Source organism: Pseudomonas spartinae, assembly GCF_965197125.1.
In the GTDB taxonomy this organism is placed as follows: domain Bacteria; phylum Pseudomonadota; class Gammaproteobacteria; order Pseudomonadales; family Pseudomonadaceae; genus Aquipseudomonas; species Aquipseudomonas composti_A.
Genome location: NZ_CBDAMB010000050.1, coordinates 1 through 255, shown reverse-complemented (window position 1 = coordinate 255; position 255 = coordinate 1). Strand labels below are relative to the sequence as shown.

Annotated in this window: 1 pseudogene; it reads left to right on the top strand. The window is 58.0% G+C overall.

The annotated features are described in order from the left end of the window. Positions 1 to 255 (top strand): annotated as a pseudogene (locus ACN8M7_RS26010) (UvrD-helicase domain-containing protein); the annotation flags it as partial.

Here is a 255-nt window from a genome sequence, read left to right as displayed (position 1 = left end):
AAGCGGTGGTGGGAGGTGCTGCCGACTTTCTGAGTGCAGCCATTCAAGCGCGAGAGCGCAATAGACACCTTGCCCGACCGATCGCAAGACGCTCTGTAGGCAGCACATTACTTCTCAAGGGGCTGGAAGCGGATGTCTCGGTTGTCCTGCATCCTGAGCTTATGACCCCCCAGAATCTATACGTCGCACTGACGAGGGGCGCAAGGCATGTCGTGGTGTGTTCACCAACCCCCATCCTTACGCCCGTGGTAAACG